Genomic DNA, 25,652 nt, shown 5'->3' on the forward strand with positions numbered 1-25,652 from the left:
CAGTTCTCGCGAGCGCCGGCTACGCCGGCAGCAGGACCAGATGGTGCCCGTCGGGGTCGTAGAGTTCGACGCTACCGTCGTCGTGCTCCAGCAACCGGACCGAGGGCAGGTCCCCGAACGCGCGTTCGGCGGCCGCCGCCGGGTCGGCGACCCTGACGCCGAAGTCGACGTGGGCGCCCCCGCGTGCGCCCGCGAGCCCGAGTTGCGGCTCCCAGAGCTCCAGGTCGAACGGACGAGGGGCGTCGCTGTCGCTCCCCATTCCGGTTCCGTCCGTCTCCGGGTCACCGCCGCTCGCGTCCGCGTCCGACCCGTCGTCCACGGTCGGCCCGCGCAGCCGCACCCGCCTGCGTTTCGTGCCCCGGTCGACCGGCTCGAAGCCGAGCGCTCGGTAGGACCGCTCCGCCGCGTCGACGTTCGCCACCTCCAGGACCACCTCGAACACCCCGACGAGACCCCGTCCGCCGTCGGCCAACCCGGCGATCTCTGGACAGTGACTGTCGTCGTCGAACGGGTACAGCGAGCGGAACGACCCGAAGGCGACCTCCTCGGCGTCGGGGAACTGCGCCCGCCAGGAGTCGTACTCCGTCCGGGGCGTCTCGAAGGCGAAGTGGACGTGCAGACCGCCGCGCGGGACCGAGGTGGGTCGCCGGCAGACCAGTTCGGTCCCGCCGACGTCGAACGCGAGTTCCGTGTCGCCGCGTCGCGTCGGGACGAGACTGAGCCTGTCCGCGTAGAAGTCGGCGGCCCGGTCCAGGTCGTGTACCTCCAGCGCGAGGTGCGCGAGCGCGGGGGTCCGTCTCACCAGTGAGCGTGCGCGGCGCCGGCACTTAAGCCCGAGGCGTCCATGGGTTCGGCTATGCCGATGAAAGCGTCCGGCGAACCCGACCTGCAAGTCGTAGATCGGTTCGACGGCGGCGTCGGCTGGCTCGCGTACCCCGACGAGTCGATGGCACGGGCCAGTCACGCACTCGCCGTGGACGGGGACGTGTGGGTGGTCGACCCCGTCGACGCGCCCGGCGTCGACGACCTCCTCGCGGATCTGGACGGGGACGTCGCCGGGACGGTGGTCTGTCTCGATCGCCACTCGCGAGACGCCGCCGAGATCGCGACCCGGCACGACGTCCCGGTCTACGTGCCCGACTGGATGACCGGCGTCGCCTCGGAGCTCGACGCGCCCGTCCAGCGGTTCGGACGCGAACTCGGCGGCCTCTCCGCGATCCGGGTCCGGGACTCCACCATCCCGCCGTGGCAGGAGGTCGCGCTCGTGGACGCCGAGTCGGGGACGCTGTACGTGCCCGAGGCGGTCGGGACGTCCGTGTACTTCCTGACGCGGGGGGAGCGGCTCGGGGTCCACCCGATGCTCCGGCTCGTGCCGCCGCGTCGGGCGCTCGGCAGACGCTCCCCGGAACGCGTGCTCGTCGGCCACGGGTCGGGCGTACACGACGGCGCGGGGGCGGCGCTGGAGACGGCGCTTCGCGAGTCACGGGGGAACGCGCCAAGCCTGTACCTGAAGACGCTCCGCTCGTTCCTGAGATAGGTCACTGGATGCGGCCGAGGACGGGTCTGGTGACGACCGCGACCGTCCGCGGGTTTTTGGTGGGCGCGACTGCACTATCCCCCGTGGTACTCCTCACGCGCGACCTGCTGACCGTGTTGCTCGAGCGGGCCGCGACGGCGGAGCCCGAGGGTGTGAACGTCCTGCTCGATATGACTCCGGCGGGCGAACTCCAGGGCGACACCGGCGGCCTCGACCCGTCAGTGCCCGTGCTCACGCACTTCTACTTCCCCGAGGCGGGTGGCTCCGTCAGGGCCGTGTTCGGCATGGACCTCGGGACGCCCGCCGGACGGGCACGGTTCATCTCCCACCCCGACGGCGATCCGACGCTCAGGGAGACGGACGACCTCGCGGCCGTGGTGCTTGTGACGGTCCCCCCGTTCGGCGAGAGCGACGTCTCGGCGTACGACCGGCGCGGGACGGGGCTCGACCTCCGGATCGTCGACGCCGCGCCGCCGGAGGAACGGATCGAGGAGCCCTGAGCGGTCGAACCACGGATCTCGACGCTACTCCAGGTAGCCGAGGTCGCGCAGCTGGTCGGTGATCTCGTCGAACTCCGCCTCCGTCAGCGCGCCCTGTTTCTGATGCTGGATGACGATGCTCCGGAGGAGGAAGCGCACGAGGTCGCTGGTCGAGGAGAAACTCGTCCCCTCGATCGTCTCCTCCACACGTTCGGCGAGGTCCTTCGGGATGGAGACGGTGGTGTACTCGGTCACACATTCGGGTCCGGTCGTCACCGGCATAAGCGCGGCGCCTCTCCCGAACACGGCCTCCCTGGAGCCCTCCGCGGTCGGGCGACCGCCCCGTCACCCCCGCGTTTTAGGTCCCCCGGTGACAACGCCACGGCGATGGCACGCAGACCGCCGCAGGGTGGCTCCGGTGACCGGGAGGCCGTCGAGTTCGGCATCGCCGTGCTAGATGCCCGACTCGACGACGCCGGGGTGACGTTCCCGGCGACCGCCGAGGAGGTCCTGTCGGAACTCGACGACACGAAGGTCGCGTACGACGCCTCGGGTCACACGTTGGACCTCCGGGATGCCTTCGCGGAGGTCGACGCCGAGCGCTTCGAGTCCGAGACGGAACTGCTCAACGCGGTCTACCCGGCCTTCGAGGCGCGACGCAAGCGGGCGGCCGACTCGCTGATCGCGCGGCTCCGGGCGCTCCTTCCGATGTGAATTACGGTTCGACCTGTCGAACGTTCCGATAACGTAGTCCTTCCGTCAGTCTCCGCTCTCGTCGGACAGCTCCGGTATCCAAGTTCGAGTTCACTTCGCCTCGGGCCGTCTCGGTTCGTCTTCCCGACTCGTCTCTCGTTCCGGTACTGAGTCGTGATTCCGTCCACTGTCGTTCGCCTCAATACGGTCGAGCGTCTCCCGGTGGAGGGTGACGATGAGATCGGAGAGCACACCGAAGATGAGTAGTTGGACGCCGAAGATTAGCGAGACCCCCGAAACGACTGCGAGCACTTCGTGGGAGACGCCGTAGATGAACCACTCGTAAGCGACGTAGCCCGCAATGATGATGCCGAACAGCCCCGAGAGAACGCCTGCGCTCCCGAAGTAGAATAGTGGGTTGGAGGTCTTCGCCTGTCGATAGATGGCCATGAGGATGATGCCGCCGTCCTTCACCGGGTGGAGGTTCGTGTTCGACCCGTTCGGGCGTGGCAGGTAGGTGATTGGCACGACGGCCGTCCGAACTCCGTGGCGCGCACACTCCACTGAGAGTTCCGTCTCGATGCCGAACCCGTCGGCCGAGAGGGTGAGTCGGCGGAAGGAGTCGCGGGTGAACGCGCGGTAGCCCGAGAGGATGTCGCCGAAGTCCTCGCGGTGGATGAAGCCGAACAGCCAGTTGAAGGTCCTATTGCCGATTCGGTTGAACCCCGTCATGGCGTCCTCGTGCATGTCGGCGAATCGGTCGCCGACGACGTGTTCGGCCCGGCCCTCGAAGAGGGGTTCGAGCATGGCGTCGGCGTCCTTCGCGCGGTACGTGCCGTCGGCGTCGGCCATGAGGACGTACTCTGTATCGACGTGGTCACGGACCGCCTCTCGAATCGCCTGGCCCTTGCCCGTGCCCCTCTGGATGACGACGCGTGCGCCGGCTTCTTCGGCGAGTTTGCGTGTTCGGTCGGTAGAGTCGCCGTCCGCGACGAGGACGTTCGAGAAGCCGTGCTCGCGGAAGTCCCGTACGACGTCGCCGACGGTCTCGGCCTCGTTGTAGGCGGGGAGGAGTACGGTGACGGCGTCCCTGTTCATTAGTGGGTTGGTCAGATGGATGGCGGTTAACACCTTCGGGAGTGGGTCGAGTCGGTCGCCCGCTCCCTGGATAGATTGCGACCGGGGTCTCATTCGAGGGTGCGTGCAACGGGAGGGCAGGTCGATGCTGTCGCGGCATGCCCGCCGTCGGTCCGCCTTCGAGAACGGGGCGCGAGCAGCGCAGGTCATCGGTGGACGCTCGCGTCCGTTGCCTGGCTGTTCGACCGCCTGACGACACCAGCGACTTCTCATCCCGTTCGCCCCCGGTCACCATCCGCTCGGTTCCGAGTTCTGTCGCGAATCAAGCAATAACATCGAGGCGATCGACGCCACATGCGCGGCGCTGAGGCTACCCCCACGTGCGTCACCGTGGATAACCCTCCCGCCGCTCGGCCACTGGACGAACCGGTTCGGAAGGTACACACCCGTATTCTCCCGCAGTAACCACTCTCCCTATCGATGTACTGGTTTGCTCGGTTTCGATCGGCTCTCCACTAACGTGGTGGCAGAGCAGGCTGGTGAATTCTGTACGGAGCGTGCCTGAACTGTCCGGATTCGGTTCGGCAAACCGTCGTTGGTCACCCACTATGGACACACGATACGAGTGAAATCCGCCGTGTACCTGGGGTGAGACGGTCGATCGCTGAATCGCCGATTCGGCTTGGAACCGAGTCTGTCTCGGGCCCCTCACACATCCGTGGGCGAATTCACTGGATTGGGGTCCTCTCGACGTGATATTGCGTCCAGCGTGGTGCTAGCTCTTCGGCGAATTCGGTGATACTGCATCCGGCGATTTGACTCGCGAGCGGGCTCTGTACCCCCGATATCCGGGGTGGAGCGCTCGTCGTTGGTGGATCGATCGTGGCGAGACGCGGGGAAATCTGTAGATACACACCCTCTCGACGCATATTCGGGTGGAGAACCGGTTCATACATCAGTTCCTTGTCCGGGCCTCTACCCGAATTCGTAGCGTACACGGCGTCACGGGAGTATACACTGCGGATACTGGTCCCTGTACGTTTTGCAGGCTAGGTTCCCATTTCCCCATAGACCTCCGAATTCACTCGCAATTTAGCCTGTATCCATGATGTACATCTATCTGAGGAATCATCCGTTAGAGCGACACAGTGGTAGGCGGGTAGCGAGCGTATCCATTATTACCATTTCTGTCTTTCCACATCCGGACCCAACGGAGTCCCAACCGTTGCGAGTCGGCAGCCAACTTCGTACATAGTCCGATACTCATACAGAGGTTCAAGCAGAGGTGGAAGCCAGAGCGAATGCCGCCTGCAATTAATACATGGATTTACTTCATATCGAAATGGTCACAACCGACTCTAATTCCTTTCAAATAATAAATGTTTGACTGGCTCTGCGGAGCAGATAACATGACAATCTCGATTGGAGTGCTGAATAATCAATCATCATTATACCTGCATATTTCTCGGGCGATTTTATCTCTTCACTACGACGCCACTGCATGCACTTTTCCCCCAAGGACAGGGCCATGAGACTTGGTGATTACCGAAACCTTCAATCGTGGCCACTGTAATCAGAAGTAGGAGAAAATTGAACGATGACTCAGAGTCCTTCGATTGCCGTCGTCGTACTCGATACGCTTCGCAAGGACGCGTTCGACGAGGCATTCGACTGGCTTCCAGGGTTGCGCTTTGAGAACGCCTGGTCGACGAGTCACTGGACAGTTCCGGTTCATGCATCTCTATTCGCGGGGAAGTACGCTAGTGATCTAGGCGTCCACGTGGGAAATCAGTATCTCGATTGCCCGGAGCCAGTACTCGCTGAACAGCTCGCGGACGCAGGTTACACGACTCGTGCGTTCTCGTGTAATCCGAATATCTCGAAACCGTTTGCATTCGACCGTGGGTTTGACGAGTTCCACGGAAGCTGGCGGCTCCGTGGTCTCGAGGAGAACGTCTTCGACTGGCAGTCGTTCATCGCCGAGACACGCGGCGATGGGATAAGGAGGTATCTTGAAGCACTTTGGCAATGTATTCACGAGGACTGTGCGACCTGGCCATCCATAAAGCGGGGATTTCGACTCAAACTCTACTCGCTCACCCCAAGTGCGACCGCACATGTGGATGATGGCGCGTGTGAAGCTCTCGACTACATCCGCCGAGCAGAATTCGACCGTCCTGAGTTTCTCTTCGTCAATTTGATGGAGGCACATGGCCCTTACACACCCCCAGAGGAGTACATCACGACTGGATCGCGAGAGGAGGTCGTCGAGCGGACCACGTACAATGGACTAGTGGCGACTGTGGCCGATAGACCTCCGAATGATGCCGAATACCTCCGCCGGACGTACGACGATGCAGTTCGCTACCTCTCGGATATCTACCGAGATATGTTCCAAGAGTTACGGGCGTCGTTCGATTATGTCATTACGCTCTCCGACCACGGTGAGCTATTTGGTGAGCACGATGCTTGGCAGCACGCCTACGGCGTCTACCCGGAACTTACGCATGTCCCACTCGTCATCTCGGGTGATGGCATCCCAGACGAATCGTTCCCGGAGACAGTCAGCTTGATTGATGTCCACAGTACGGTTCGCTCGCTTACCGGTCTCGACGCGAACTCCTGTGGAACGAGCTTGGTCGAAGTCGACGATTCGGAGAAGCTGACGGTTACGCCGCCCGACAGCTCGTACTTTACGGAGTATCACGGCGTAAACCCATTAAACAGGGCCGCAGTGGTAGAAGCCGGCTTCGACCCATCACCGTTCGATGAACAGTTGTACGGCGTGAAGTCGCCAACGACTCCGTATGCCTACGAAACTCTCGATGGCGTCCAATCCTCCGCGGACGGCGATCCTGCGACAGCCGCAGATACGATCAAGCGCCATCGGTCACAAGCAACGATTCGGGTCGTTGAGGACGCAGGTGAAGTTTCAGACGTCGTTCGTCGACGACTCGAAGAGCTCGGATACGCATGAATTACTACACCCTTCCAGAAGTACAGCGAGTGGAATGACGTTTGCTAACTGGATCGAGTCGACGCGCGAACAGATCGCACAGGATGGCTGGGACGGCGTCAAAGAGAGCATCTACGAACTTCGACTGGGGGCACTGCGTCGGCTCGAACGGTTTGCCGACCCTGGTACCAACGTGTTCGATCACGAATGGGACGTGCTCTTGATCCTCGACGGGTGCCGGGTTGACGCGATGGCGGAAGTAGCCGACGAGTATGAGTTCCTCGACGATCCGGGTTCGCACCGATCCGTTGGATCGGCGTCCTACCAGTGGATGGAGCGGACCTTCACCGACGAGTACGCCGATGAGATGGCACGGACTGCCCACGTCACGGCCAACCCGTTTACCGACGAGTTCTGCGACCCTGCGGAGTGGGCGCTCCTCGACGAGGTCTGGCGGAATGCCTGGAACGAAGATGTCGGCATCGTTCCAGCCCGGAGCGTGACCGACGGGGCGATTCGCGCGGCGAGGGAGCGAGACGACGAGTTTGACCGCCTGCTGGTCCACTACATGCAGCCACACTTCCCGAGCGTGCCAGAACCGATGGGCAGTGGCACACGCTTGAACGAGTGGATTGACGGACGTGAGATGGCGTGGCAAGGGCTGCGCAGAGGTCGATTCACTGAGCAGGAGGTTTGGAACGCTTACGTCGCCAATCTCAGGTACGTTCTCAACGACGTGGCAGTCCTCCTCGAAAACTTGGATGCGGAAAAGGTGGTGCTCACAGCAGACCATGGAAACGCGAAGGGGGAGTGGGGCGTCTACGGTCATCCAAACGTCGCCATTAACGTACTGCGGGAAGTACCGTGGTACGTGACGACGGCGATTGACGAGGATTCCTACGAACCGAACCAGCGGGTCGATTCAGGAGCCGAAGAAGATGTGTCAGTCGCGGACCGCCTCCAAGCACTCGGTTACAGCGATAACTGAGGATGACGGACCTTCCGGACGTCGACCTGTCTAATTTAGAGCGGAACGACGATGAGACTCTCGTCTCCGCTATCGTCCCCACGTTTGGGGACGCCGACCTTCTCTCACCCGGCCTACAGAGCATTGCCAACCAAACGTATGGAAACGTAGAGATAATCATAGTCGACAGCAGCGGTGTTGGATGGTTAGAGGACCTAGCGGCTGATACTGAAGGTATCGTTTACGTCTATCAGGAGCCGAAGGGACTAGCAGCGGCTCGAAACCGCGGAATAGAGGCAGCCTCCGGTGAGGTGATCGCTTTCCTTGACGCAGACGACCGCTGGTACCCGGAGAAGTTGGAGCGTCAGATGGCCGAGATGGACGCAGGTGGTGCGGACGTAGTGTACAGCGATGTCTGCGTCCTGACCGATGATGGGGAGAGACGTCGGCTGTCTGCGCTTCCCATCTCTGATCCTGACAATCATCACATCGAGTTCCTCTACAAGGGAGGAGTGCCGATACTGTCGGTGGTCGTCCGGCGGGAATGCTTCGAACAGAATCGCTTCAATGAGGACCTTCCGGCCGTTGAGGATCGTAACCTCTTGACCCAACTGTTCGCGGTATTCGAACCGGCTAGAGTTGCAGAACCGCTTGCCGTGTACCGTCAACGACAGGGGTCTATGAGTTCAGATGCGGCGACCATGTACGAGGCCGAGATGATCTCGCTAGAACATCTTGCTGACGAGTTTCCGTCAGTGGCGAACTGCTATGAGGACTTAGTAGCCCTAGCTGAGTACAAATACGGCAAACGCTTGCTGCGGAGCGGCAGCCCTGGCGAGGCACGCAGACACTTCATCACCGCGACGTTGGCGGGCCACCGCGACTATCGATTGGCAGTATTGCTGGCGATTTCGATCCTTCCAGTTGACCATCGGCGATCTCTCTGGCATCTTGAGCGCGTCCAAGAGTATCTGAGTTAGGCTTCTAGTGGGAGATTTCTCCGGACGGTGGCTCGGAAGTCCCCGGACAGTACAACCAATAACAGCAGGTAGCTCACTGCGCCGACGCCGACGAGTGCCACTCCAACGAGCACCCGATTTGGGAGAACCAGCCGTCCGGCATAGACAACGACTGCCATTCCGGCGGCTGCTATCCATTGTTTCGATATCTCGATAAGAGGAAGGTCGACGGACACTAGATGGGTGAACGACCGGTAGGCAAATACTGCCGTGACAACGGCGGAGAGGGCAGTCGCTATCGCAGCACCGGTCCAACCGAACGCAGCAATCAAGCTCACGTTGAGGCCCACGTTCGCGATGACGAATACCGCGTTCACACGGAACGCGAGATCGGGACGATCCAGCCCATTAAGACCGTTCAGGAACTGGTTGCCGTACTCGTACACCAAGCGGGCAACGACCAGCACAACAAGTACGGTCGTGGCCTGTTGGAACTCATTGCCATATACTCGCAGGACGAGGTCCCCGACGAGCAGACTGCCGACCAATCCTGGGATGAGAAACAGACCGGTGTAGGAGAGGCCATCAGCGACGAAGCTTCCGACGCGATCCGGATCGCCTTCGCTTGCGGCGCGGCTCATCTCCGGAAACAACGCTTGGGCGATGGCCACGCTGAAGATGGCGAGCATCGATGCGAGGTTCCAGGCCACCTCGTAGTAACCGATGTACGACGAAGTGACGAACAGTCCGAGAACGACGGTATCCATCGAAGAGAACGCTCGCGAACTGAACTTTCCGAGCCAGGCGTAGCGTGCATAAGAGGTGATTCCTTTGAGGTGACGCCGTTCAGGTAGTTCGATGCCAACCGAGAGATAGACGAGGCCGACAAGGGTGGCGACGATGCCGGCGATGACGTAGCCGGCCAACAATCCCACGAGTCCGAGGCCGAAGAATACAGCGAGGATTTGAAGCACGCTTCGGACGGTGCGGTCCACGGGCTGGAGTAATGCGGCGACGTGAACCTTGTGTTGTCCACTGAGGGCGGCGGTGACGAACTTGAATGCCATCCCAGCCAATAACAGGCCCAGAATGTATACTGCGACGGGCTCACCGATGTAGCTGTTAACCTGCTTGCTAAAGGTTAACACAACGACGGAGAGGACGACGAACGCCGCAAGGACTAATCCGGCTCCTGTGGTCAGGTATGGATCGGATTCCCCTGTCTCGCTAAGCCGCTTCGTCACCGCGTTCTCGATGCCGAGGATACCGATAACCTGGAGCCAGATGACCAGCGCGATGACGAGCATGTATTCCCCGAACACCGCCGACCCGAGATTCCGGGTGATGTAGATCGTCGCTATGAAGCCGACGACCGAGGCAGAGAATTGGGAGACGAACCCCGTGAACGACGTTTGACCGATCCTCATAATGTTCTAAAGCAGTGCGCCCACCCCGACCTTTTCATAATAATCACTCTCGGTAGCCGAGTTGCCTAAGGCGTTTTTTGACCCCCTCTTCCATCTCAACTTCCCCGACTCCTACGTCGGTTACCTCGACCTCGCGTTCGTGTTCGCGGATGACCGCTTGACATCGGTCGGCAATGGACTCGTGCTTGCTAATGACGTTCTCTGTCTCCATAGGGTCATCAGGCAGGTAGAAGAGTTCCTCCTCGTTCCCACGGCGGATGTACTTCCACTCGTGGTCCCGATAGGCAAATCGTTTCTCACCGGTATTCGTGCTTTTCCAGTCTGCGATGTGGACGTTGCGGTCCCAGTCTCCGTCAAACAGCCGTTGCAAGCTTTCACCGTGGAAATTCTCCGGGGCGTTTAGTCCGGCGCTGTCGACCAACGTCGGTGAGACGTCGAGGAGGCCGACGAGGTCATTGTGCTCACCGTCGTGTTCGCCATCGTCGAAGACGAGCGGCACGTGGATGGCCTCATCGTAGAAGCGGTTTTGATGGCTAAATCTACCATGTTCGGTGAACTCCTCCCCGTGGTCCGAGGTAACCATCACGTTCACGTCTCCCCACACATCTCGCGCACTTTCTACGAGCCGTCCGATTTCCGTGTCAGAGAAGCGAATTTCAGCGTCATAAAGGTCGATGATGTCCGAAAGCTCTTCGCTGGTCACTTCGCCAGGCTCTTCTAACATTTTCCTCCGGAGCCTGATCGCCCGCCGCTTGTCGATCGGCTCGTCACGAAATGCCAGCTGCTGTTCCACTGGTGGCACATACGGGTGGTGGACGTCCATGTAATGAACCCAGAGGAAGTTGGGTTGCTCGTTATCTGCCTCTTGAATCCACTCCACGCCCATGTCCGTAATTTCGTCGGCGGTGACGTACGCCGAGCCGATGTTCGCACCGGCCTGACGCTCAGCGACCTCGAATGCACGGGCGAGTGTCTGGTACACGACACCGTCCTCGTTGAGGCGGTCCTTCACCGCTTGCCGAAGGCGGGCTGTCGGCGATGGATGCGTTTTCGAGTCGAAGAAGGTGTCGAATCCCCGGTCGTAGCCGAAATCAGCACTTAAATAGAGGTTGGAGTGGAAGCCAGCAGTTCGATATCCAGCGTCATGAAAAACCTCGGAAACGACCGTCTGTTCGTCTGAAACTCTCTCGTACCCACCGTACATCGTGGCGTACGTGGAGGTCAAAATGGAGGGGAAGGACGGCCGGGTGCTGCAAGCGTGCGCGAAGGCATTGGTAAATGTCGTCCCTTGGGCAGCGTACTTGTCGATGTTCGGAGTCGTATCGCGTTCATAGCCCAAATGGCTCACGTGGTCAGCACGGAGGGAGTCAATGGTGATTAGAAGTGTATCTTGCATACGTTTCGGTCCTAACTGGGATTATTTGACGCTTGTGATGGCGCGACGGTAATCCGCTGTTATTTCTTGCCAGTCGAACTGGCGGACGAGACCCCGCAGTAAGTCACGATCCATCAGCCCCGCTCGCTGAATGGCTTCTGCCACTTCTTCAGGGTCTGATTCGGTATACACGAGATGGTCTCCAAACCGCTCCACGGCCCGACCTTCGATCTGGACGATCGGAAGGCCAGTAGCACCGTACTCGAGTACCTTCAACGTATGAGGGTCGTCAACGAGCGATACGCCCACATCAGCGAGGACGACGTAGCCTGGAACCTTTTCGTGAGGAACGGTACCGAGGTAGTGGACATTACTGCGCGCGTCGTCAGCCTGCAGCACCTGTTCGTGCAGACTCCCATCGCCGAGAATAACCAGCGACCAGTTGTCGAGGTATTCCATCGCCGTGAGTAGTTCCTCAATGTGATAAATTGGTTCCAGACCGCCGACGTAGATGGCGACGTTCTCGCACAACTGCTGGCCTTCAAGGTGTTCCTGCGCGGCCGTCACCGCCTCTGAATCGGGATCAGCAAAACGCTCATACTCCACTCCGAGGTCGGTCTTAGTCATCACTTTTGCGTATCGTTCCACTCGGTTCCGCTCCTCGCCGTAGACGTATAGTACGTGGTCGGCGATATGGAATGCGAAGTTCTCCAGCAGGCGTACGACGACGGCGAGCCATCGGAGGTGGGTGTCGGTGAACTGTTGGATAGGGTCAACGTGATCGACGACGAGCGGTGTGCCAGTTACGGATTTGACGAGCGCGCCGGCGATGGCGCCCGCACGTGTAGTACCGACGACGACATCGTACTCGTCGGCGTCGCGAAGCGACTGTAGTAGCGTGTAAGGGGTCGTTCCTCGCAAGGTAACTGCGAAACCATCGGCTTCAAGGTGGTCGGCGATTCGCTGACGGCCGACGCTGATATTCGCTGGCTTGTCCGGTGTGAGCCACAACACTTGGAGGTGAGCGTTCACGCGAAACCACCTCGGTATTTCGTAAAGCCGTACAGGTAGCCAAAGCCCACGAGTGCGGTCAACACCCAAAGACAGAAGAACCTCTCAGCTTCTGTCGCTGATGGCTGGCGAACTAATCGTCGGCCTCGCTTAGGGCCAAACCCAAAGAGTAGTTTCCCGAGGAACTCCCCTTCCTCCCCGCCCGAATCCTCCACGAACGTCTCCATCGCCCGCTTCGAGTACCCCTGCCAAAAAGCCCGATCTAGCAACCACCAGAGATCAGTCCGATACTCGAACACCTTGTGTTCCACCTCCGCCTCCGGGACGTACCACACCCCCTCGCCGTACACCTCGCGCATACGCGCCGCAAGTTCCGTCTCGCCGCCCTGGAGGTTCGCCTCCCCCTTTCGCCCGCCGATCGCCGTATCGAAGCCCCCCAACTCCAGAAAGACGTCCCGCCGGAACGAGATGTTCGACCCGAACGTGTTCCGGACCTCGCCCGCCCCGTCAGCGAACCCGCGATGGGTCACCCCCACAAGCCAGTCGAACTCCGAGGGGAGATAGGACGGCCGCCCGGCGACCCACCGGCCGGTCATCTTGCCGCCGACGGCGATCCGATCGTGCTCCTCGTACGCCTCGACGAGGAGCTCCACCCACTCCCCATCGGGAACGGCGTCGTCGTCGATGAACGCCACTACGTCGCCCGTCGCCAGCCTCGCCCCGGTGTTTCTGCTCTCCAACAGGCCGACGTTCTCCTCGTTACAGTGGAGAACGACGTCCTCGCTCCCCCCGTATTCCGCCTCGACGCGTTCGAACACCGCGTCGGTTCCGTCGACCACGACGACCAACTCCACGTCCCCGTACGTCTGGTCGAGGACGGCGTCCGCTGCCTCCCGGAAGTCGTCGTACATCGACTCGGCGTACGTACAGAGGACGACGGAGACTCGCACATCCGGGTATCTGATGCGACGGTCATACCTGTTTTCCTCTCGCGCGCCGCGCCACTGCGAGCCCTACTTCAGAAGGCTTATTCACGCGTTCCGAATCCATCCCCGTAATGAGTAACGGCAGCGATAGTGACGCGAGCGCCACGGGTTCACCCTCCGTCCCTGGCCTCGAGTACGACTTCGAGGGGAAGTCGGTTCTCGACATCCTCCGGGACCTCTACCACGTCCCGGTGCTCCTCGCGGTCTTCGCGACGATGTTGTGGATCCGCCTCCAGTCGTACGACCGCTTCACGCAGGGCGGCGAGATCTACTTCAGCGGCAACGACGCGTGGTACCACCTCCGCGAGACGATCTACGCGGTCCAGCACTGGCCGTTCACGATGCCGTTCGACCCGTGGACGAACTTTCCGACCGGCACGGCGTCGGGCGGGCAGTTCGGGAGCCTGTTCGACCAGCTCGTCGCGCTGGCCGCGCTGATTCTCGGGCTCGGCGACCCCTCCTCCGAACTCATCGCACGAACGCTCCTCGTCTCCCCGGCCGTGTTCGGCGCGCTGACCGTCATTCCGGCATACCTCATCGGCAAACGGCTCGGCGGGCGCATCGGCGGCCTGTTCGCGTCCGTCGTCCTCCTGCTCCTACCCGGCACCTTCCTCCGACGGACGCTCGTCGGCTTCGCCGATCACAACGGGGCCGAGCCGTTCTTCCAGGGCCTCGCGGTCGTCGCCATCATGGTCGCACTCGCGGTAGCACAGCGGGACCGCCCGATCTGGGAACTCGTCGAATCCCGCGACTGGGACGCGCTCCGCGAACCGGCAAAGTGGAGCGCGCTCGCGGGCGTCGCGATGGGCCTCTACCTCTGGGTATGGCCGCCGGGAATCCTCCTCGTCGGCGTGTTCGCCGTCTATGTGACCCTCCAGTCGGTGAGCGATTACGTCGGCGGTCGGTCCCCGGACCACGTCGCGTTCGTGGCTATCGTGTCGATGGCGACCACGCTGCTGTTCGCCGTCATCAGCTTCGACGAAGCGTCATTCAGCCCTTCGTCGATCAGCCTCCTCCACCTCTCGTTCATCCCCACCGTCGCAGTGGGTGCCGCCGGGCTGGCCTGGCTCGCTCGCCAGTTCGATGCTCGCGAGTTCTCCGACGACCGGCTCACCGCGTTCGGCTTCCCGGTGGCGGTTTCCGCACTGGGGGCCGTCGCGATTCTCGCGGTGGTCCTGATCCCCGTCGAGCCGTTCTCGACCATCAGCAACAACCTCCTCCGCTTCGTCGGCTTCAGCGCCGGCGCGGCCAGTCGCACCATCGGCGAGGCCCAGCCGTTCCTCTCGTCGGGGCTCTCCCGGTACTACTCCGACACCGGCGTCGTCCTCGCCGAGTACGGCTTCGCGTTCGTCACAGCCCTCCTCGCGGCGGTCTGGATGCTCGCCAAGCCGCTCTGGCAGCGGGGTGAGGACGACGACTACCTCCTGCTCGGCGGTGCCACGCTCCTCGTCCTGTTCATGTTCGTCGGACGCGGGCTGTACAACGACTTCGCCGGGGCACTCGGCGTCAACCCGCAGTTGCTCGGACTCGCCATCGTCGGCGCGCTCGTGTTCGCCGCCGTCATCCGCGTCCGGTACGACGCCGAACACCTGTTCGCGTTCGTCTGGGTCGCCTTCATCACGGCCGCGGCGTTCACCCAGGTCCGGTTCAACTACTACCTCGCGGTCGGGGTCGCGGCGTTCAACGCCTACTTCATCGCCGAGTTCCTGCGCGCCATCGACGTCGACCTCTCGCGGGAGTCGGTCCCCGACGTGGAGACCTACCAGCTGATCGCGGTCGCGTTGGCGGTGATGGTCGTGCTCGTCCCCGTCCTGATGCTCCCGCTCTCGCTCGGGAACTCGGGCAGCGCCTCCATCGACCGTACCAGCACGGCGTGGCAGACCGGCAACAGTACCGGCCCCGGGTCGGTCGTCGTGTGGGACCAGAGCCTCGAGTGGATGCAGAACAATACGCCACGGGAGGGAACCCTCGGCGGCGCGAACAACGGGGAGCAACTCGACTACTACGGGAAGTACGACCGTCCGCAGGACGGGGACTTCGACTACCCGGACGGCTCCTACGGCGTCCAGTCCTGGTGGGACTACGGTCACTACATCACGGTCCAGGGCGAGCGCATCCCGAACGCCAACCCGTTCCAGCAGGGCGCGACCGAGGCGGCGAACTACCTCCTCGCGCCGAACGAGTCGCAGGCCGAAGCGGTCCTCGAGCGGAACAGCGAGGACGACGCCACTACCCGCTACGTGATGGTCGACTGGGAGATGGTAACGGAGACGTCCAAGCTCAGCGCCCCCGCCGTGTTCTACGACGAGGGGAACCTCTCGGCGAACGACCTCTACTCGCGAGACACGCCAGTGCTCCGCGAGACCCAGCGGGGGTATGGGGTCGCGTTCTACGACCACCCGCAACGGTACTACGACAGCCAGATGGTCCGGCTGTACAAGTACCACGGTAGCCGCGCCGAGCCGACGGTGAACACCGGGTTCGGCGAGGCCGTCATCGTCTTCGACTACGACCCCGTCCCGCAGGCACCCGATTACAAGGCCGTGCCGCAGGGTGAGAACGCCACGGCAATCCGAACGTTCCCCAACATGACCGCCGCCGAGCAGTTCGTCGAGGAGGACGGGACGGCACAGATCGGCGGCGTGGGTGACTACCCGCGCGAGCCCGTGCCGGCCCTCCAGCACTACCGCCTCGTCGACGCGAGCGAGACCTCGGCGTACGCGTCCCAGCAGTACCAGCAGTCGGTGCTGCGGGAGTCGCAGTCGCTCGGCCTCCGGCCCGGACTGCTCCAGAAGACGTCGCCCAACTGGGTGAAGACGTTCGAGCGCGTCCCGGGCGCGACCGTCGAGGGCTCGGGTGCAGACCCGAACGAGACGGTCACCGCGACCGTGCAGATGAAGATGGCGCCCGGCGAGAACGCCTCGACGTTCACCTACGAGCAGCAGACGACGGCCGACGAGAACGGGAACTTCGAGTTCGCCCTCCCGTACTCGACGACCGGATACGACGAGTACGGCCCGGAGAACGGCTACACCGACGTGGGCGTTCGGGCGGACGGCCCGTACAGCGTCACCGGCGAGGTGACGTCGAACGACAGCGCCTACCTGCTCCGCGACCAGGCGACGCTGAACGTCAGCGAGGGCGACGTGAACGGCGCCGAGGACGGAACCGCCTCGGTGACCCTCCAGGAGGAGGTGCTCCAGGAACCCGGCGGTGCGAACGAATCTAACGGGAACGAAACCAGCGGTAACGAGACCGCTGGGAACGAGACGGCTGGAAACCAGACTGCCGGAAACGAAACCCTGGGTAACGGAACCGCGAGCAACGAGACCGGCGGCAACGAGTCCGCCTCGATCGCGGCGTCGGGTCCGCCGACCCACAGCGGAGCAAGCGCGCCCGCCGTTCGCGCGGGCGTCCGTACCGCTGCACGCCCCTAGATGGCCCGTGACACTGCGGACGACGTGCCGGGCGACGCGACGGATACTGATGGGTACGGAACGACCGACGGGGTGACTGCCGACGCCGCCACCGGCGGGGTAGACGACGAGGATCCGGTCACGACGCTCGGCGTGTTCCTCCGGGGGCTCTGCATGGGGACTGCCGACGCCGTCCCGGGCGTCTCGGGCGGGACCATCGCGCTCATCACGGGCATCTACGACCGGCTGATCGCGGCCGTCACGTCGTTCGACGTGGAACTCGTTCGGCGCGCGCTCGGCGGGCTGACCGGGGACCGCGACCGGTTCGCGGGCGCGTGGCGCGACGCGGACCTGACGTTCCTGCTGGTGCTCGGCACCGGCATCCTCACGGCGGTGCTCACCGTGACGCGCGTCCTCCACGTCGCCATCAACACGCGGCCCGCGCCGACGTTCGGCTTCTTCTTCGGGCTCATCGCCGCGTCGGCGCTCGTCCTGTGGAGCGAACTCCACCTGAACTCGCGGCGGCGGGTCGTCGCCGGCCTCGTGGGCGCGGTGCTCGCATTCGTCGTCTCGGGCGAGGCGGGCGCGGCCCTGCCGAACTCCCCGGCGACGACCGCGTTCGCCGGCGCGTTCGCGGTGAGCGCGATGATCCTCCCGGGCATCTCTGGGTCGCTCGTACTCGTCATCCTCGGGCAGTACGAGCGCATGTCGGGCGCGCTGTCGGCGTTCCAGGACGCCCTGGTCGGGGTCGTTGGCGGCGCTGACCCGTCGACGCTCGCCGGGCCGGGGGTGACCGTGGTCTCGTTCATGGCCGGCGGCGTGGTCGGACTGCTGACGATCGCCCACCTGGTCCGCCGCGCGCTGGAGCGCGACCGGGCGACGACGATGACGTTCCTCGTCGGGCTCATCGTGGGCGCGCTCCGCGCGCCGGTCGCGAGCGCGGGGGCGAACCTCGCCGAACTCGGTCGCGGGTGGACGCCTGAGACCGTCGGGCTGTTCGCCGCCGCCGCCGTGGTCGGCGCGCTCGCCATCTTCGCCGTGGACCGTGCGGCGGGCGGCATCGAGCTGTGAGACCCGAGACGGCAACGGACGCCGTTGAGGTGTAACCGTCGGTGCTTTTCCCGCGCGCGTTCCGATAGTCGGGTAGGATGCCGGAGGAAGTCGTCACCGCGAGCGGCCACGAGCACGTGAGCGCCGAGCACGCGAGTACGTTCGAGGTCACGAGCGACGACTGGCTCACGCCGGCGGGCGACTGCATCGTCGGCGTGGCGGCCGATCGCGTCCCGACCGACTTCTCGGAGGAGTTCGTGACCGCCTGCCGCGACGCCGACGCCCGGATCACGGCGACGTTCGAGGCCGCCGGTATCGAGGACGTCGTGACCGGCCGCGGCGACCCCGACCTGACGTTCGAGGGAGACCGGAGCCTCGTCGGTCGGACGAGCGACTACGTCGACGAACGGACGGTGATGGTCGAGGCCGACAGGTCAGCCGAGGGCCTCGACCGGAAACTGGTGACGGCGCTCTCCCGGGGCGCGTCGCTGACGGTTACGTTTTCAGTGGAGTGAGGCCACCTGTCCGAATCTACGTTCGAACTTGCGGTTGGCGTGCGTGACGTGAGCGCCCCCGTGGCGCGAACAAACGCGCGCGAGGGATGACCGAGCGGCCGAGCGGAGCGAGGGCGTGAGGGAATCGGCTGGGGAGGCTTGAGGACTCCAGTTGAGCCAGCAGTAGTTCATTCCCTATCCGGTCCCTCGCCTCTGAGTGGTGTTCCTCGCCCACGTACCCCCGATGGTTCTTGTACCGAGACGACCCACGCGAACCCATGAGCGACGACGAGCCGGAGGTGAACATTAGCGGGGGTGCCGACGGCGGCGGCGCGTTCGCGGAGTTCGAACCCGGCGACGCCGACACCCGCGCCGAGGCGGTCGTGGACGAACTCGGGGAACTGTACTGGCAGAAGGCGTACGGCGGGCAGGACGCGTTCGAGTGTCTCGTCCGCACCGTCCTCTCGCAGAACACGAGCGACGTGGCGAGCCAGCCCGCCCACGACAGCCTGATGACCAGGTACGGCCCCGGCGGAAGCGCGTCGGCGGCCGGTCCGGACCTCGCGGTCTCGCTCGCCGACGCCCCGCAGGACGGCCTCGCCGAAACTATCTCCTCGGCGGGCCTCTACAACCAGAAGTCGGAGACGCTGATCCGACTCGCGGGTCGCGTGGTCGACGAGTACGGCGGCGCGGCGGGGTTCGACGAGTTCGTGAAGGGGGGCGACCCGAGGGAGGTCCGGTCGGCGCTGCTCGTGATGAAGGGCGTCGGGCCGAAGACCGCGGACTGCGTCCTCCTGTTCGCCGGCGGCCGCGGCGGCGTCTTCCCGGTCGACACGCACGTCCACCGCATCGCGCGCCGGATGGGGATCGCGCCGCCCGACGCCGACCACGAGGAGGTACGCGAGCACGTCGAGGCCGCGGTTCCACCGGAGAAGTGCGGCTTCGGTCACACGGCGATGATCCAGTTCGGCAGGGAGTACTGCAAGGCGCGGAAACCGGCCTGTCTGGACGGACCGGAGGCGTGCCCACTGTACGACCTGTGCGACCGCGTCGGCGTCGACGAACTAACGGGGGAGGTCGTGGATCCTGCCGAGACGGTCGAGTGACCACTCGGTCGTCCCCCCGCCTCATCGTGGACGATTGAGACGTCGGTCCCACCTTATCCGCCGTCGGCGCGAAACGGCCGCATGAGTGTCATCGGCGACTTCACGGTCCCGGCGAGCGCGTTCGCACTTTCGGACGCGCTGTCGGCCGTCCCGGAGATGACCGTCAGGGGTGACCAGCATGCCACGCACAGCACGATGGAGGTCCTTCCGTTCCTGTGGGCCTCGGGCGGCGATTTCGGCTCGTTCACACGCGCGATGCGGGAGGACCCGTCCGTCGAGAAGGTCACCGTCGTCGACGAGCTGGGGGAAACGCTCCTGTATAAGGTCGAGTGGAGGGACGAGTTCTTCGCCCTCGTCGACGATATGGTGGACCACCACGCCGCGGTGATCGACGCCAGGGGTCGCGATGGGGACTGGCGGCTCAGGCTTCGGTTCGTCGAGGACAGCCAGGTATCGTCCTTCCAGCGCCACTTCGACGAGACGGGCCACCCGTTCGAGGTGCAGCGGCTCTACCACCCCTCGGAGGCCCGTCAGCGCGAGTTCGGCCTCACCGCCGAGCAGCACGAGACGCTGACGGTGGCGCTCCGGAAGGGCTACTTCGGGGTGCCCCGGCGGACCTCGATGGAGGATCTCGGCGGTCTGCTCGGCGTGTCCTCGAACGCCGTCTCCCAGCGACTTCGCCGGGGATGCGACTCGCTCTTACGGAGCACGCTCACCATCGAGGATGACGCGGAAAGGTGACTCGGACCAAGGGGTACTTGAGTGGCGTGAGTGGTGAGCCGTCCCGCCCTTCCCCCGGCTGCCGCAAGTGCGACCGATGAGTAACGACACGAGGATGCACTCTGAATCCGCCAAGGGGGAGGACGCGATTGTCGACCAGAACAGGCTGTTCTCGGCGATGGGGAGCCGGCGGTCACGGCTCGCACTCGCCTACCTGCACGAGCACGACGACCAGCTGTCGCTCGCCGACCTCGCTGACGAGGTCGCCGTTGCGGAGCACGACCGGTCGGTCGCCGACGTTCCGGCGGAGGCTGTCAAGCGCGTCCACGTCAGCCTGTATCACAACGAGGTACCGAAACTCCGGAACCTCGGACTCGTAGCGTACGAGCAGGAGCGCGACCTCGTCGCGCTCTCGGAGGACGGGGCCGACGCGACGTCCCTGCTGATCGAACTCGACCTGCTGTAGTCCGTCAGCGCGGACGCCCGCTCATCCCTCACGACCTCGACTCGGAACGGTCCCGTACAGGCCGTCCTTCCAAGTGATTACGCCACCGAACACTCGGCTTCGGGGATGCCGTCGACGGGCGGGTCCGACTCCTCGTAGGTGTAGTCGTCCCCGGTGACGGCGCTCAGCATGGGGAGTTCGAACCGGTAGTCGAACGCCAGCCCGAACCGGGAGAACGGGTCCGCGAGGAACCCGGTCACGTCCCCGACGCCGGCGAAGACGACGCCGGTCCGGAGCGTGACGATCCGGTGCTCGCCCGTCGTCCCGACGAGCGAGACGCCGAACTCGCCCTCGCCGGGGAGGTTCGTGAACAGCGAGGTGTACAGCGACACGTCGATGGTCGGACCTTCGCTCCCGATCTCGAGGTCCTCGCCGGTGCCGAAGCAGTCGGCCGGGTCGGCCGCGGCAGGGGCGACGGGGACCGAGAGCGTGGCGAGGAGGAGGAGGAGCGCGAGGGCGAGCGAGTGGACGGGTCGGTGCATCGTACCCAGAGGTGACCCTGGGGTGCATAATACCTCTGGCTCCAGTTCTCACGGGACGTCCCCAGCCCCGGGTTGGGCGGTACCGTGCCGATAGCACTCCGGACCAGGATCGGCGGAGCGTCGGCTCACTCCGATGATTCGTCGGGTTCGTCCGGGAAGATCTTCCCCGGGTTGAGCGTCCCGGCCGGGTCCAGCGCGTCCTTGATCGCCCGCATCGCCCTGACGCCCGTCTCGCCGTGTTCGACCAGCAGGAACCGCCGCTTGCCCCGACCGATCCCGTGCTCCCCGGTCGCCGTCCCGCCCAGGTCGATGGCCATCCCGACGACCTCCTCGTAGATGTCGGCCGCGTCCGCGACGGACGACTCGTCGGTCGGATCGACGAGCACGTCGAAGTGAACGTTGCCGTCGCCCGCGTGCCCGAACGTCGGGATCGGGATATCGTACTCGTCGGACAGTTCGTGAATGCGCCCGAGGAGCGCCGCGTACGAACTGACGGGAACCGCGACGTCGCCCGCGTGGAGCGACCTGCGGTCCGGATAGTACGCGCGGACTGCGTCGGCGAGTTCGCGCCGCGGCTCCCACACGTCCGCGCCGGTCGATCTGTCCTCGAACTCGACCGAAACGGGGTCGTGCGCGTCGATGACCCCCCGGCAGAAGTCGACCTCGGCGTCGACGGCGTGGTCCGCCTGCAACTCCAGGAACAGCATTGGCCCCTCCGGCAACGTCGACCCGATGTAGTCGTTGACCATCCTGGCGCTCAGGGTGTCGACGAGTTCGACGGCGCTGACGTCGACGCCGGACCGCACGATGTCGGCCGCGGCCGCCGTCGCGTCCTCGATGCTCGCAAAGCTCGCGCGGCCGACACGCGACTGTTCCGGGCGTCCCGCGAGTTGGAGCGTCGCGCGCGTCACGACGCCCAGGGTGCCCTCGCTGCCGACGATCAGGTCCCGGAGGTTGTAGCCCGACGAACTCTTCTCGGCCCGGGTCCCGGCCGTGAACACCGACCCGTCGGCGAGGACCACCTCTATCTCGCGCACCCAGTCGGCCACCTTCCCGTACTTGACGGTCCGCTTCCCGCTCGCGTTCGTCGCGATCATGCCCCCGACGGTCGCCATCTCGGCGGAGGTCGGGAGCGGGGGGAAGAACAACCCGTGGGACGCGACGGCGTCGTCGACGGCCGCGCCGACGACGCCGGCCTCGACGTCGATCTGGCGGTCGGCCGGCCGGACCTCGTCGACGGAATCCATCCGCGTCAGGTCGAGGCTGATGCCGCCGTGGGTCGGAACCGCGTTGCCCTCGATCCCCGTCCCGGCCGCGAAGGGCGTGACCGGGACGCCTCGCTCGGTCGCCGCGGCGAGGACGTCCGCGACCTCGGCGGTCGTTTCGGGCCAGACGACGACGTCCGGCGGTGAGGCGTCGCGCTCGGCGGTCCCCCAGTCGCGTCCGTGGTGGTCCCGGTCGGCATCGGTCGTCGACACCTGCTCCGTCGAGAGGAGCGCGTTGAGAAACGACGTGTCGGTCATGACGGAGCCTCGCGAGTAACGGTGAAAAGCGTTGGCGAGGGCGGCGACCACCTCGGTAGCCTTTTGGCTCCGTTCGGAATTCATGAACCAACCCGAATGAACCGATTCACGCGGTACGACGACGACCTGCGAACGTTCGTCGAGTCGTTCCTGGGGTTCGACACGACCGACGGCGGGGAACGCGATGCCCAGGAGTGGGTGCTCGACCGGCTCGCGTCGTTCGGCTTCGACACGTACGAGTGGACGGCCGACGCCGAGCGCCTCGCGACCCACCCGGAGTTCCCGGACGACCCGGACGAGATTCCGGTCGCGGACCGACCGAGTGTCGCCGGCGTCGCCGAGTTCGGCGACCCGGAGGCCGGCCCGACCGTCGTCCTCAACGGGCACGTGGACGTGGTACCGGCGGACGAGACGCTGTGGGACACCGACCCGTTCGACCCCGTCTGGGGCGAGCGCGAGGACGGATCGGTGACGATCACCGCCCGGGGTGCCGCCGACATGAAGGTCGGGACCGCGACGTGCATCTTCGCCGGACGGGCGCTCGCGGACGCGGCCGACGACCTCGACCTGAACGGGCGGGTCGTCGTCGAGAGCGTCGCCGGCGAGGAGGAGGGCGGGATCGGCGCCGCGTCGGCCGCGATGGACAGCCCGTACCCCTTCGAGCGCGACGCGGCGATCGTCGCCGAACCCACATCGCTGACGCCCGTCACGGCGACGGAAGGGAGCCTCATGAAGCGGCTCCACGTCGACGGCCGGTCGGCCCACGCCGCGCGCCGCTGGAACGGGGAGTCCGTCCTGCCGCACTTCGAGCGGATCCGCCGGGCGTTCGAGGAACTGGAGACGGAGCGTGCTGAGCGCGTCCGCCACCCGCTGTACGAGCAGTTCTCGAACCCGTGGCCCGTCAACGTCGGCACCGTCCACGCGGGGTCGTGGGCCTCCTCGGTGCCGGCGTCGCTGGACGCGGAGGTCCGTATCGGCGTCGCTCCGGGCGAGACCGTCGAGTCGGTGGAGGCCGAGTTCGACGCGGCGCTCGGCGACGTGGTCGCGGACAGCGAGTGGCTCTCCGCGCACCCGCCGACGTTCGAGCGGTTCTCCGTCCAGTTCTCGCCGGCCGAGACGGACCCGGACGCCGCGGTCGTGACGACCCTCCGGGACGCGATGGACGCCGCCGGGCTGTCGGAGACGGACCCCATCGGCGAGACGTACGGCGCGGACTCGCGCCACTTCGTCCACGCGGGGATTCCGGCCGTCGTCTTCGGCCCGGGCGACATCGACGAGGCGCACTTCCCGAACGAGTCGATCGTCTGGGAGGAGGTCCTGACCGCCGGCGAGGTCATCACGGACACTACTTGTAGGCTCCTCTCCTGATCGGGCATCGGTGGTTACGTGCGGAATCGGTGATTCCGCGCGGCGTTCACCTCGATGCGTGGGCGTCCGACGGGTTCGGACTCCCGACTACTCCTCCCAGAACCGGTTCTCGTCGAGCCGACGGATCGCCTCGTCGATGGTGTCCTCGTTCCGCGAGAAGGTGAACCGGACCCAGTCGCTCCCCCCGTCGGTGTAGAAACTGCTCCCGGGAACCGCGGCGACGCCCGCCTCGCGGATGAGTCGGAGCGCGAAGTCGGTGTCGTCCTCGTCGGTCGGGTAGCGCGTCATCATGTAGTACGCCCCGTCGGGCATCACGGGGTCGAGCCCGACGGACCGGAGCCCCTCGTACAGCTGGCCCCGCCGGCGCTCGTAGGAATCGGCGAGGTCGGCGTAGTACCGTTCGGGCAGCGAGAGCGCCTCGACGCCGGCTTGCTGGAACGGCGTCGGCGCGCAGATGCTGGTGTAGTCGTGGAACTTCCGCAGTTCCGCCGAGAGCGGCTCGGGCGCGAGCGCGAAGCCGACCCGCCAGCCCGTCACGGAGTACGTCTTCGACATGCCCGTGCAGACGACGGTTCGCTCCGCGAGGCCGTCGATCGTGACCGGGCTCCGGTAGTGGTCGGCGTAGACGATGTGCTCGTAGATCTCGTCGGTGACGACGACGAGGTCCTCCTCGGCCGCGACGTCCGCGACGAGTTGCAGTTCCTCAGGGGTGAACACCTTCCCGGTCGGGTTCTGCGGGTGGTTCAGGATGAGGATGGACGCGTCCGACGCGGCCTCGCGGAGCGGCCCCTCCTCGACGGCGAGCCCGTCCGTGATGTCGAGGGGGATCGGCCGCCCCTCGGCGAACTGGACGCCGGGGATGTAGCTCTCGTAGGTCGGCTCGAAGTAGACGACGCCGTCGCCGGGGTCACACAGCGACAGCAGCGTCGACATGATCGCCTCGCTCGTCCCGCAGGTGACGGTCACCTCGGTCTCCGGGTCGTACGAGACGTCCTTCCAGTCGGCGTAGCGCTCGGCGATCGCCTCCCGGAGTTCCGGGAGCCCCCACGTGATCGTGTACTGGCTGGACGTGTCGATCGCGTCCTTAGCCGCACGCTTTACCGACTTCGGCGTCTCGTCCTCGTCGGGGATGCCCTGAGAGAGGTTGATCGCGCCGAGTCGATGGGCCTCGCGCGTCATCTCTCGGATGACCGACTCGTTCATTCCCCGCACGCGCTTGCTACCCAGCGGCCGATCGAACGCGTCCTCGGCTGTCATACCCGCACTTGCCGGCGGGGGGTAAGAAAGCAGTCGGTGTTCGGGCCTCCCGCTAGTACGGTCGAACCTGGTCGATTCCAGCCCGGCCGCTACCGGATTCCGAGCGGGATATCGGATCGTTCACTTTTGTTCGACAGTTTCTCGACGTGATTGATGGACACACGCGGGACGGGAAGTTGACAACGATGTACAGTTCCCTAGAAATATCCGACAATCTTATTTAGCCCTCTCGGAGTTGGTATCACATGGCAAACGACGACGAAC

Annotated in this window: 23 protein-coding genes; 13 read left to right on the forward strand and 10 right to left on the reverse strand. The window is 64.6% G+C overall.

Annotated elements, in window-relative coordinates; genetic code table 11:
- Nucleotides 1-19: 19 nt before the first annotated feature.
- Nucleotides 20-802, reverse strand: coding sequence for a VOC family protein (locus tag HUG10_RS00375; protein WP_179167661.1), 783 nt, complete (start codon nucleotides 800-802; stop codon nucleotides 20-22).
- Between the two features lie 54 nt (nucleotides 803-856).
- On the opposite strand from HUG10_RS00375, the gene HUG10_RS00380 reads away from it, so the two are divergent.
- Both HUG10_RS00380 and HUG10_RS00385 read left to right on the forward strand, forming a co-directional pair.
- Entirely contained in the window at nucleotides 857-1,537 is a 681-nt protein-coding gene (locus tag HUG10_RS00380; protein WP_179167662.1) for a hypothetical protein, read from the forward strand.
- A gap of 83 nt (nucleotides 1,538-1,620) precedes the next feature.
- The gene (locus tag HUG10_RS00385; RefSeq protein WP_179167663.1) at nucleotides 1,621-2,037 is read left to right on the forward strand and encodes an MPN domain-containing protein; all 417 of its coding nucleotides are present in this window, start codon (nucleotides 1,621-1,623) and stop codon (nucleotides 2,035-2,037) included.
- A gap of 24 nt (nucleotides 2,038-2,061) precedes the next feature.
- Here HUG10_RS00385 and HUG10_RS00390 read toward each other — a convergent pair whose 3' ends face one another.
- Nucleotides 2,062-2,271, reverse strand: a complete 210-nt coding sequence (locus tag HUG10_RS00390) for a ribbon-helix-helix domain-containing protein (RefSeq protein WP_179167664.1) — start codon at nucleotides 2,269-2,271, stop codon at nucleotides 2,062-2,064.
- A gap of 132 nt (nucleotides 2,272-2,403) precedes the next feature.
- Between HUG10_RS00390 and HUG10_RS00395 the strand changes: the two genes are divergently transcribed.
- Nucleotides 2,404-2,730, forward strand: coding sequence for a DUF5789 family protein (locus HUG10_RS00395; RefSeq protein ID WP_179167665.1), 327 nt, complete (start codon nucleotides 2,404-2,406; stop codon nucleotides 2,728-2,730).
- Nucleotides 2,731-2,820: 90 nt separating this feature from the next.
- Here the strand turns inward: HUG10_RS00395 and aglJ are convergent, their stop codons facing one another.
- The gene (gene aglJ, locus HUG10_RS00400; protein WP_179167666.1) at nucleotides 2,821-3,807 is read right to left on the reverse strand and encodes an S-layer glycoprotein N-glycosyltransferase AglJ; all 987 of its coding nucleotides are present in this window, start codon (nucleotides 3,805-3,807) and stop codon (nucleotides 2,821-2,823) included.
- Nucleotides 3,808-5,383: 1,576 nt separating this feature from the next.
- Between aglJ and HUG10_RS00405 the strand changes: the two genes are divergently transcribed.
- Genes HUG10_RS00405 through HUG10_RS00415 form a run of 3 tightly spaced genes read left to right on the forward strand, consistent with a single transcriptional unit; the run spans nucleotide 5,384 to nucleotide 8,689 of the window.
- The gene (locus HUG10_RS00405) at nucleotides 5,384-6,763 is read left to right on the forward strand and encodes a sulfatase-like hydrolase/transferase (RefSeq protein WP_179167667.1); all 1,380 of its coding nucleotides are present in this window, start codon (nucleotides 5,384-5,386) and stop codon (nucleotides 6,761-6,763) included.
- 34 nt (nucleotides 6,764-6,797) lie between these two features.
- Entirely contained in the window at nucleotides 6,798-7,730 is a 933-nt protein-coding gene (locus tag HUG10_RS00410; protein ID WP_179167668.1) for an alkaline phosphatase family protein, read from the forward strand.
- A gap of 2 nt (nucleotides 7,731-7,732) precedes the next feature.
- A complete protein-coding gene (locus HUG10_RS00415; protein ID WP_179167669.1) occupies nucleotides 7,733-8,689 on the forward strand; it encodes a glycosyltransferase family 2 protein in 957 nt (318 codons plus the stop codon).
- Here HUG10_RS00415 and HUG10_RS00420 read toward each other — a convergent pair.
- The 4 genes from HUG10_RS00420 to aglG are packed head-to-tail and all read right to left on the reverse strand — an operon-like array spanning nucleotide 8,686 to nucleotide 13,431.
- Nucleotides 8,686-10,095, reverse strand: a complete 1,410-nt coding sequence (locus HUG10_RS00420) for an oligosaccharide flippase family protein (protein WP_179167670.1) — start codon at nucleotides 10,093-10,095, stop codon at nucleotides 8,686-8,688. The two genes, HUG10_RS00415 and HUG10_RS00420, sit on opposite strands and share 4 nt — an antisense overlap.
- Before the next feature lie 43 nt (nucleotides 10,096-10,138).
- A complete protein-coding gene (locus tag HUG10_RS00425; protein WP_179167671.1) occupies nucleotides 10,139-11,491 on the reverse strand; it encodes a sulfatase in 1,353 nt (450 codons plus the stop codon).
- A gap of 21 nt (nucleotides 11,492-11,512) precedes the next feature.
- Nucleotides 11,513-12,502 carry a glycosyltransferase gene (locus HUG10_RS00430; RefSeq protein WP_218780627.1) on the reverse strand — a complete coding sequence of 330 codons (990 nt, stop codon included), beginning with the start codon at nucleotides 12,500-12,502 and terminating at the stop codon, nucleotides 11,513-11,515.
- Nucleotides 12,499-13,431, reverse strand: a complete 933-nt coding sequence (aglG, locus tag HUG10_RS00435; protein ID WP_179167672.1) for a glucosyl-dolichyl phosphate glucuronosyltransferase — start codon at nucleotides 13,429-13,431, stop codon at nucleotides 12,499-12,501. Before aglG ends, HUG10_RS00430 begins: the two co-directional genes overlap by 4 nt.
- Before the next feature lie 107 nt (nucleotides 13,432-13,538).
- Between aglG and HUG10_RS00440 the strand changes: the two genes are divergently transcribed.
- From HUG10_RS00440 to HUG10_RS00465, 6 genes are all read left to right on the forward strand, one after another.
- The gene (locus tag HUG10_RS00440) at nucleotides 13,539-16,904 is read left to right on the forward strand and encodes an oligosaccharyl transferase, archaeosortase A system-associated (protein WP_179167673.1); all 3,366 of its coding nucleotides are present in this window, start codon (nucleotides 13,539-13,541) and stop codon (nucleotides 16,902-16,904) included.
- A 153-nt stretch (nucleotides 16,905-17,057) separates the two neighbouring features.
- Nucleotides 17,058-17,954 (forward strand): DUF368 domain-containing protein, encoded by an 897-nt coding sequence (locus tag HUG10_RS00445; protein ID WP_179170953.1) that lies wholly within the window; start codon nucleotides 17,058-17,060, stop codon nucleotides 17,952-17,954.
- 77 nt (nucleotides 17,955-18,031) lie between these two features.
- Nucleotides 18,032-18,448 (forward strand): DUF371 domain-containing protein, encoded by a 417-nt coding sequence (locus HUG10_RS00450; RefSeq protein ID WP_179167674.1) that lies wholly within the window; start codon nucleotides 18,032-18,034, stop codon nucleotides 18,446-18,448.
- A gap of 257 nt (nucleotides 18,449-18,705) precedes the next feature.
- Entirely contained in the window at nucleotides 18,706-19,533 is an 828-nt protein-coding gene (locus tag HUG10_RS00455; RefSeq protein ID WP_179167675.1) for an endonuclease III domain-containing protein, read from the forward strand.
- Between the two features lie 81 nt (nucleotides 19,534-19,614).
- Complete coding sequence (locus HUG10_RS00460) at nucleotides 19,615-20,274, forward strand: helix-turn-helix domain-containing protein (protein WP_179167676.1); 660 nt, start codon at nucleotides 19,615-19,617, stop codon at nucleotides 20,272-20,274.
- Nucleotides 20,275-20,350: 76 nt separating this feature from the next.
- The gene (locus HUG10_RS00465; protein ID WP_179167677.1) at nucleotides 20,351-20,719 is read left to right on the forward strand and encodes a DUF7344 domain-containing protein; all 369 of its coding nucleotides are present in this window, start codon (nucleotides 20,351-20,353) and stop codon (nucleotides 20,717-20,719) included.
- 77 nt (nucleotides 20,720-20,796) lie between these two features.
- Here HUG10_RS00465 and HUG10_RS00470 read toward each other — a convergent pair whose 3' ends face one another.
- Nucleotides 20,797-21,240 carry a DUF7332 family protein gene (locus HUG10_RS00470; RefSeq protein WP_179167678.1) on the reverse strand — a complete coding sequence of 148 codons (444 nt, stop codon included), beginning with the start codon at nucleotides 21,238-21,240 and terminating at the stop codon, nucleotides 20,797-20,799.
- Nucleotides 21,241-21,365: 125 nt separating this feature from the next.
- Nucleotides 21,366-22,763: an FAD-binding oxidoreductase gene (locus HUG10_RS00475; RefSeq protein WP_179167679.1), complete on the reverse strand. Its 1,398-nt coding sequence runs from the start codon at nucleotides 22,761-22,763 to the stop codon at nucleotides 21,366-21,368.
- Between the two features lie 96 nt (nucleotides 22,764-22,859).
- Between HUG10_RS00475 and HUG10_RS00480 the strand changes: the two genes are divergently transcribed.
- The gene (locus tag HUG10_RS00480) at nucleotides 22,860-24,131 is read left to right on the forward strand and encodes a M20/M25/M40 family metallo-hydrolase (protein WP_179167680.1); all 1,272 of its coding nucleotides are present in this window, start codon (nucleotides 22,860-22,862) and stop codon (nucleotides 24,129-24,131) included.
- A gap of 87 nt (nucleotides 24,132-24,218) precedes the next feature.
- Here the strand turns inward: HUG10_RS00480 and HUG10_RS00485 are convergent, their stop codons facing one another.
- The gene (locus HUG10_RS00485; RefSeq protein WP_394354977.1) at nucleotides 24,219-25,388 is read right to left on the reverse strand and encodes a pyridoxal phosphate-dependent aminotransferase; all 1,170 of its coding nucleotides are present in this window, start codon (nucleotides 25,386-25,388) and stop codon (nucleotides 24,219-24,221) included.
- Between the last annotated feature and the right edge of the window lie 264 nt (nucleotides 25,389-25,652).

The organism is Halorarum halophilum (assembly GCF_013401515.1).
GTDB classification, from domain to species: domain Archaea; phylum Halobacteriota; class Halobacteria; order Halobacteriales; family Haloferacaceae; genus Halorarum; species Halorarum halophilum.